Genomic DNA, 7,692 nt, shown 5'->3' with positions numbered 1-7,692 from the left:
CCCCTCCCTGAGCTTCACGAAGGCCTTGGCCTCCTGCCACAGCGCCGCCGTGTCGGGCGGCTGTCTTTGCAGCAGGCGGGTAAAGGCATCATGGGCGGGAGGGCTCTTCTCCTTTGGACTACAGCGAGCGGCCTCGGTACAGGTGAAGACCCGCTGAGCGGCGATGAGAAAGTGGATGTAGTCCAGGTCATCGCACTTCGGTGGGTTCATGGGCATCACCCCCTTTGGAGAAGCTTGGCTAAGCACTCTCCTCCTAGCACACAGAAGAATGTCCAGTCAACTGCAACTGCGTAACTCCTAAGTGTATTAGGCTGGCCCGCCGCTCCAGCCGGCCCAGAACCTCTACTAGTTGCTCGAGGCTATTCAGGTTGTGTACCGGCAGGAAATCGTCGATGTAGGGCATGGCCGCCACCAGACCGCGGGTCAGGGGCTGGTAGCCGGGGGTGCCCAGCAGGGGGTTGAGCCAGATCAGCCGGTAGCAGGATTTCTGTAGCCGCTCCATCTCGAAGGCTAAAAGCTCGGGCTCCCCCTGGTCCCAGCCATCGGAGATGATCAGCACGATGGCGCCCTGGCCCAGGACGCGTTTGGCCCAGGTGTGGTTGAAGGTATGGAGGCAGGCGCCAATGCGGGTGCCCCCCGACCAGTCCTTGACCTGCTGGCCCACCTCAGCCAAAGCCCCGTCCACGCTGCGCTTCTTGAGGGTGCGGGTGATGCGGGTCAGGCGGGTACCAAAGGTGAAGGTCTCCACCCGACGCACCCCCCGGCGGGTCTGCTCGAGGGCAAAGGCATGCAAAAAGTGCAGCATCATCCGGGCATAACGCTCCATCGAACCGGAGACATCGGCCAGGGCCACAATGGGCCGGGGCTTGGACTTGCGCGAGCGCCAGGCCAGGCGGACCAGCTCGCCTTGGTGCCGGAGTGCCTGGCGGAAGCTACGGCGGAGGTCCAGGCGCTCCTGGCCCCTGGGGGCCAGGCGGCGGGTACGCCGCTCGGGAGGGTTCCAAACGAAGTTGTGAAGCAGCCTTCGCGCGGCCTCGAGCTCCTCCGGGCTCATCTGGTCGAAGCGCTTTTGCCGCAGCACCTCAGTAGCGGAAAAAGTAAGGGCCCGATCTACCACTGGCTGACGGGTCTGGCTGGCGGCAGCCTCCTGGGAGGGGCGCCCCACCTCGCCGGGTCGGGCCTTGGGGTCCTTGCGGGGGGGCAGGGGGGTCTGCTGGAGCAGCTCGGCGGGAAAGCGCTCGAGGCCCAAAGCACGCCAGAACTTGCGAAAAGCCTCGGCAAAGCGGGGGTAGTCCTCGTGCCGGGTCACCAGGCTGGCCCGGGCGGCGTAGAAAAACGCCTCGGGGTCGAAGAGGGGTATCTCCCCCAGGGCCAGGGCGAAGGCGGTGGTCTGCCCAGGGGTGACCACCAGGCCCTCCTCGCGCAAAGCCCGGCTAAAGGCCACGGCATGGGCCAGAAGCTGGCCAGAGGGCTGGGCGGTCATGGCTGGGGCGCAAGCTGGGCCCGGGCCAGAAGGTCTTGCATCTGGTGCTTGGCCCGCACCACGTCGTCTTGGTACTTGAGCAGCACGCCCAGGCTATCCTCGATGACCCCAGGGGCCAGCGCCACGGCATCCAAGGCCAGAAGCGAGGCGGCCCAGTCCAGGGTCTCGGCCACCCCCGGGGCCTTGTAGAGGTCCTGCTGACGCAGAGCCTGCACAAAGGCCACGATCTGCTGGGCCAGCTTTTCCGGCAGGCCCGGCACCTTTTCCCGCACGATGCGGTATTCCTTCTCAAAGCTGGGGTAGTCGATCCAGTAGTACATACAGCGGCGCTTCAACGCATCGTGAATCTCGCGGGTGCGGTTGGAGGTAATCACCACCACTGGGGGCTGCTCAGCCCGCAGGGTGCCCACTTCCGGCACGGTGATCTGCCAGTCGGAGAGGAACTCGAGCAAAAACGCCTCGAACTCCTCATCGGCCCGGTCCAGCTCGTCGATGAGCAGCACGGGGGGCTTGCCCTCCACCATCTCCAGGGCTTGCAACAGGGGCCGCTTGAGCAAAAAAGCCGGACTGAAGACCTCGTGGCGTACTTTGTCCTGCTCGCGTACCCCACTGGCCTCCATCAGCCGGATTTGCATCATCTGGCGGGCGTAGTCCCACTCGTAGACGGCGCTGCTAATATCCAGCCCCTCATAGCACTGCAGGCGAATCAGCCGGGTATGGAGCACTTGGGCCAGTACCTTTACGATCTCGGTCTTGCCCACCCCAGGCTCCCCCTCCAAAAGCAGGGGGCGCCCCAGCTTCAAAGCCAGGTAGACCGCCACCGCCAGGCCCCGGTCGGCGATGTAGTGATGGGCCTCGAGGGCCTTCTGGGTCGCCTCTACAGACGCAGGAAACATGCTCATATATTTGCACGAAAAGGAGGGGCCGGATGGCCTCAGCCCCTCACAATTGCGCCAGGGCTCTGGCTATAAGCCTGCGGCCTGCAACAAGGCCCGCTTGGCTATCACGTCGACCAGGTGGGCGCGGTACACCCGCGAGGCCACCAGGTCGTGGTTGAGGTCGTTGGGGGGGAGAAGCCCCTGGCAGGCGGCCTCGATGGCCTCGCGGGTAAGGGGCTGCCCGGCCAGGGCCTGCTCGAGCTTGGTCAGGCGCATGGCGTGGCTCCCGGCCCCGGTGACCGCGGCCCGCACCCCTTCCGGGCCAATGACCACCGCCACCCCTACCACCGCGTAGCGGCTGGCCGGATGGGGGAACTTGGCGTAGGCCTGCTTACCGGCGTTGGCCGGAACATGAATTTCACTAAGAATTTCCCCTTCGCCCAGGTCGGTTTCAAACATGCCCTTGAAGAACCGCTCGGCCTCCACTACCCGCTCCCCGCTGGGGCCCACCACCTTCATCCGGGCCCCCAGGGCCAGCATGACCGCAGGGAGGTCGGCGGCGGGGTCGGCGTGGGCCAACGAGCCCCCAATGGTGCCCTTGGCTCGCACCATGGGGTCGCCAATCAGCTCAATGGCCATGGGCAGAATGGGCGCGGCTTGGCGCACCTGGGGATGGGTCTCTACCTCATAGTAGGTGGCCATAGCTCCAATCACCAGGGTATTCCCTTCCAGGCGCACCTCCCTAAGCTCGGGCACCTTGGCGATGTCGATCAGGGTGGGAGGGGCAGCCAGGCGCAGCTTCATGGCCGGGATCAGGCTGTGGCCCCCAGCCAGCAGCTTGGCCTCGGGGTGCTGCTGCAGAAGCTGCAGGGCCTCGGCCAGGCTCGAGGCTTTTTTGTAGGCAAACTCGGCGGTGTACATGGCTTCCTCCTAATCGGCGGCCTGGCCCAGTTTCCGGGCGCTGTGGATGGCCTGCCAGACCTTTTGCGGGGTGTAGGGCATGTCCAGGTGCACAATGCCGAAGGGGCGAAGGGCGTCCATCACCGCGTTGGCTACCGCCGCGGTGGAAGCGATGGTACCGGCCTCGCCGATGCCCTTGATGCCCAAGGGGTTGTGCGGGCAGGGGGTGACGGTGTGGTCGTGCTCGATCTGTACTAAGTCGTCGGCCCGGGGGATGGCGTACTCTAGGAAGTTGCCGCTGAGAATCTGCCCTTCCGCATCGTAGACCGCTTCTTCCAGAAGGGCCTGGCCCAGCCCTTGGGCGATGCCCCCGTGCACCTGGCCCTCGGCGATCAGGGGGTTGATGACCGGCCCGCAGTCGTCTACCGAGAGGTAGCGCAGCAGCTTGACCCGGCCCGTCTCGGGGTCTACCTCCACTACGGCGATGTGCGTTCCAAAGGGGTAGACGAAGTTCTTGGGGTCGTAGAAGTGGGTGGCCTCGAGGCCGGGCTCGAGGTCGGCGGGGTAGTTGTGGGCCAGGTGGGCCTGCAGGGCAATCTCAAAGAAGGTCTTGGCCTTGTCCGGTACCCCCTTGACCATGAACTTGCCATCCTCGTGCACGATGTCCTCGGGGGCTGCTTCCAGCAGGTGGGCGGCAATCCGCTTGGCCTTGTCCACGATCTTGCGGGTGGCCAGCACGATGGCCGAAAGCCCCGTGGGCGCCGAGCGCGAGCCATACGAACCCCAGCCGTAGGGCATCCGTCCGGTATCCCCATGCACGATGCTCACATCCTCCACGGGAATCTGCAGCTCGTCGGCCACCACCTGGGCAAAGGCCGTCTCGTGGCCCTGGCCGTGGCTGTGCGTACCGGTGAAGACCTCCACCTTGCCGGTCGGCATCACCCGCACCAAGGCGCTTTCCCACTGGCCCGCCTGGGCTCCCAGGCTGCCCACCAAAGCGGAAGGAGCCAGCCCGCAGGCCTCGATATAGGTAGCTACCCCAATGCCCATGTAGCGCCCTTGCTTGCGCCACTCCGCCTGCTCCTGCCGCAGTTTTTGGTAGCCCACCATCTCCAGCGCTTTGTCTAAGGCCGCCTCGTAATTGCCCGAGTCGTACTGCAGGGCTACTGGGGTCTGGTAGGGGAAGGCCTCTGGGGGGATCAGGTTCTTGCGGCGGAATTCCACCGGGTCCATGTCCAGCTCGTGGGCCATCACATCGGCCAGGCGCTCGAGCAAATAGGTCGCCTCGGGCCGCCCAGCCCCCCGGTAGGCGTCTACCGGGGTGGTGTGGGTAAAGGGCGCGGTCACGTGGCAGTAGATATGGGGGGTGGTGTAGGGGCCGGCCAAGAGGCAGCCGTAGAGGTAGGTGGGCACCGCGGGGGCAAAGGTGGTGAGGTAGGCCCCCATATTGGCGATGGTCTCAACCCGCACCGCGGTGATTTTGCCGTTCTGGTCTACCGCCATCTCGGCCACGGTCTCGTGGTCGCGCCCGTGGGAGTCGGTCACGAAGCTCTCCGAGCGGCGGGCGGTCCACTTGACCGGACGGCCCAGCTTCTTGGCCGCATAGAGCACGATGATTTCTTCCGGGTACTGGTAGATTTTGGAGCCAAAGCCCCCGCCCACATCTGGGGCAATCACCCGCAGCTTGTGCTCGGGGATGCCCATGATGAAGGCCGCAATCAAAAGCCGGTGGATATGGGGGTTCTGGCTAGTGGTCCACAGGGTGTACTCGTCGCTGGCCTTGTGGTACTGGGCCAGGCTGGCCCGAGGCTCCATGGCGTTGGGCACCAGGCGGTTGTTGCGCAGCTTGAGTTTTACTGTTTTGTGGGCGCTGGCAAAGGCCTTATCTACCGCTTCCTTGTCCCCGATGCTCCAGGTAAAGCAGATGTTGTCGGGAATGTCGTCGTGCACGGCTGGGGCCCCTGGCTTGAGGGCCTCGCTGCCCAGCGAGACCGCTGGCAAGGGTTCATACTCTACCTCCACCATCTGGGCGGCGTCCTCGGCAATCTGGCGGTTTTCCGCGACGACCGCGGCCACGATGTCGCCCACATGCCGGGCCTTGTCAAAGGTGATGGGGTAGTGGGGCGGGGTCTTGATGCCAGGATGCAGCCAGCCGGTGGGAATGCTGTTAATGCCGGCCTCCTTCATCTCCTGTCCGGTGATGACCGCCAGCACTCCAGGGTGAGCCAGGGCCTTGGAGGCGTCAATCTTCTTGATGCGGGCGTGGGCGTAGGGCGAGCGCACCATAGCGGCCTCGGCCATGCCGGGAAGGGTCATGTCGTCGGTGTAGGTACCGGTGCCGGTGATAAAGCGGGGGTCTTCGACCCGCTTCATCGCCTTGCCAAAGAGTTTTTCGGCCATACCTTCCTCCCTTAGTCGTCAGCAGCGCTGCGCTGAGCCATCTTGCCTGCGGCGTACTGCACGGCCCGGATGATGTTGTGGTAACCAGTGCAGCGGCAGAGGTTGCCCTCGAGGGCGTGGCGAATCTCGGCCTCGCTGGGGTTGGGGTTTTTGTTGAGTAAGTCTGCTGCGGCCATAATCATGCCTGGAGTGCAGAAACCGCACTGCAGGCCGTGCATCTCCCAGAAGCCTTCCTGTACCGGGTGCAGGTGGCCGGGACTGCCCAGGCCCTCGATGGTGGTCACGCTGGCCCCATCGGCCTGGACTGCGAACATCGTGCACGACTTGACCGCTTGCCCATCCACATGCACCGTGCAGGCCCCACACTGGCTGGTGTCGCAGCCTACGTGGGTGCCGGTCAGGCCTAGGTGCTCGCGCAGGTAATGAACCAGAAGGAGTCGGGGTTCAACCTCGCTTCCGTGAACAACGCCGTTAACCGTTAGTTTGATGCGTACTTTCTCTGCCATGCTTCCTCCTCGAGGTAAGGCGGGTTGGGTTGGATTGATGTGGGGTGCACTCCTGGCGGATCAGGGCCGGTGGGCTGACCACGCGAAACTCTTTGCCGGCCGCATACCCTTTTGGCTTTTGAACTTAGATCTGCCAAGCGACCCCTCCTCGTTAGATAGCGTGCCTGAATGTATTCCGAAAAAGCCGAACCAAGCTACACTGCCAAAGCAAACTTGAAAGACTTTGCTACTACTATACCGTTGGGCCGATGAGAGACACAAGATAGCCCGCGTTTTGTATTCCCGCAAGAATGTGTCTTGCCTACAAAGACCCACACCGCTTATAGGTGTAGCCTAAACAGCAGAGGCACAATCTATGGCCAGTGAAGCACAGATGTTACTAGCCGCCCTCGAGGCCGCCTGGGCCGAGGGAAAAGAGACCGCTGTAGCTACGGTGGTGCGGGTGATTGGCTCGGCCTACCGCCGCGAAGGGGCCAAGATGCTGGTGCGCGAGGATGGGGGCTCGGCCTGCATGATCTCTGGAGGTTGCCTAGAGCAGGAGATGATTGAGCGGGCCATGCACATCCTGGCTAAAGGGAAGCCCGAGCGTACCATCTTCGACTACGACCAGGACAAAACCTGGTGGCCGGGTTGTGGGGGTACGGTGGAGGTCTGGGTCGAGCCGGTGCGGCGGGGGGATTTGTTGCACCGCTGGCTAGAGGCCAGCCTCGAGGCCGAGCCCATGGTGATGGCCACGGTCATCGGGGGAGGAGAGGGGCGGCTTTGGTTGAGCCCCGATGGCGGCTTGGAGGGCCAGATCAATCCTCCCGAGCTCCATGCCCAGGTGGTGCGCCTAGCCCAGCAGATGGGCCGGGGCAGCTCCCGCCCCACTACCCGCTACGTACAGGAGGCCGAGGTCTTCTTCGATGTGAGCAGCCCCATCCCCGAGCTGGTATTGTTTGGGGCCGGCCACGATGCCAAGCCCATGGCCAATCAGGCCTTGGTGCTGGGCTTCCGGGTGACGGTGGTGGATGCCCGGCCCGAGCTGTTGCAGGGGTTTCCCGGCTGCACGGTGGTGGAGGCGGCCCCCGAGCACTTTGCCCAGAGAATCGCCCTTACGCCCCGCCAGCACGTGATCGTGATGAACCATCACCTCGACATCGACCGCCAGGCCCTGCGCTTTGCCCTGGAGTCGCCGGCCCGCTACGTGGGGGTGTTGGGCCCTCGAAGCCGGCTGGAGAAGATGCTCGAGGCACTCAGGCTCGAGGGGTTCGTGCCCACTCCCGAACAGCTCGCCCGCCTGCACAACCCCATCGGCCTAGATATTGGGGCAGAGAGCCCCGAGGAGATCGCCCTGGCTGCCCTGGCCGAAATTGTGGCTTTGCGGCGCGGTTTCGCTGGGGGTTTCCTGAACGAGAAAAAGGCTGGGATTCACGAGGCCGCCGCTTCGGCCCTGTCTGAACCCGGACAAACACATGTGAGACTCTAAGCTGGGATAAAAAGAGGGGAACCAACCAAGAAAGGAGGTTCCCCAGGTGCAGTTTAC

Annotated in this window: 6 protein-coding genes and 1 pseudogene; 1 reads left to right on the top strand and 6 read right to left on the bottom strand. The window is 64.1% G+C overall.

Going from position 1 to position 7,692, the window contains the following annotated elements; translation table 11 throughout:
- The 6 genes and pseudogenes from G552_RS0112855 to G552_RS0112830 form a co-directional block, all read right to left on the bottom strand.
- Positions 1 to 246 (bottom strand): annotated as a pseudogene (locus tag G552_RS0112855) (IS701 family transposase); the annotation flags it as partial.
- Positions 247 to 253: 7 nt separating this feature from the next.
- Entirely contained in the window at positions 254 to 1,483 is a 1,230-nt protein-coding gene (locus tag G552_RS15525; protein ID WP_036270907.1) for a vWA domain-containing protein, read from the bottom strand.
- Positions 1,480 to 2,379 (bottom strand): AAA family ATPase, encoded by a 900-nt coding sequence (locus tag G552_RS0112845; RefSeq protein ID WP_027883387.1) that lies wholly within the window; start codon positions 2,377 to 2,379, stop codon positions 1,480 to 1,482. Before G552_RS0112845 ends, G552_RS15525 begins: the two co-directional genes overlap by 4 nt.
- A gap of 69 nt (positions 2,380 to 2,448) precedes the next feature.
- Positions 2,449 to 3,282, bottom strand: a complete 834-nt coding sequence (locus tag G552_RS0112840; protein ID WP_027883386.1) for an FAD binding domain-containing protein — start codon at positions 3,280 to 3,282, stop codon at positions 2,449 to 2,451.
- Positions 3,283 to 3,291: 9 nt separating this feature from the next.
- Positions 3,292 to 5,661 carry a xanthine dehydrogenase family protein molybdopterin-binding subunit gene (locus G552_RS0112835; protein WP_027883385.1) on the bottom strand — a complete coding sequence of 790 codons (2,370 nt, stop codon included), beginning with the start codon at positions 5,659 to 5,661 and terminating at the stop codon, positions 3,292 to 3,294.
- Positions 5,662 to 5,672: 11 nt separating this feature from the next.
- Positions 5,673 to 6,167 (bottom strand): (2Fe-2S)-binding protein, encoded by a 495-nt coding sequence (locus G552_RS0112830; RefSeq protein WP_027883384.1) that lies wholly within the window; start codon positions 6,165 to 6,167, stop codon positions 5,673 to 5,675.
- A gap of 355 nt (positions 6,168 to 6,522) precedes the next feature.
- On the opposite strand from G552_RS0112830, the gene G552_RS0112825 reads away from it, so the two are divergent.
- Positions 6,523 to 7,635 (top strand): XdhC family protein, encoded by a 1,113-nt coding sequence (locus G552_RS0112825; RefSeq protein ID WP_027883383.1) that lies wholly within the window; start codon positions 6,523 to 6,525, stop codon positions 7,633 to 7,635.
- Positions 7,636 to 7,692: the final 57 nt, after the last annotated feature.

Source organism: Meiothermus rufus DSM 22234 (genome assembly GCF_000423425.1).
Classification (GTDB): Bacteria; Deinococcota; Deinococci; order Deinococcales; family Thermaceae; genus Meiothermus; species Meiothermus rufus.
Note: the sequence above shows the minus strand (reverse complement) of the source record. Positions and strands in the feature narration are given on the sequence as shown.

Coding starts and splice junctions, on each gene's coding strand:
- G552_RS0112835 (WP_027883385.1), bottom strand. CDS start 5,661: ATGGCCGAAAAACTCTTTGGCAAGGCGATGAAGCGGGTCGAAGACCCC.
- G552_RS0112840 (WP_027883386.1), bottom strand. CDS start 3,282: ATGTACACCGCCGAGTTTGCCTACAAAAAAGCCTCGAGCCTGGCCGAG.
- G552_RS15525 (WP_036270907.1), bottom strand. CDS start 1,483: ATGACCGCCCAGCCCTCTGGCCAGCTTCTGGCCCATGCCGTGGCCTTT.
- G552_RS0112825 (WP_027883383.1), top strand. CDS start 6,523: ATGGCCAGTGAAGCACAGATGTTACTAGCCGCCCTCGAGGCCGCCTGG.
- G552_RS0112845 (WP_027883387.1), bottom strand. CDS start 2,379: ATGTTTCCTGCGTCTGTAGAGGCGACCCAGAAGGCCCTCGAGGCCCAT.
- G552_RS0112830 (WP_027883384.1), bottom strand. CDS start 6,167: ATGGCAGAGAAAGTACGCATCAAACTAACGGTTAACGGCGTTGTTCAC.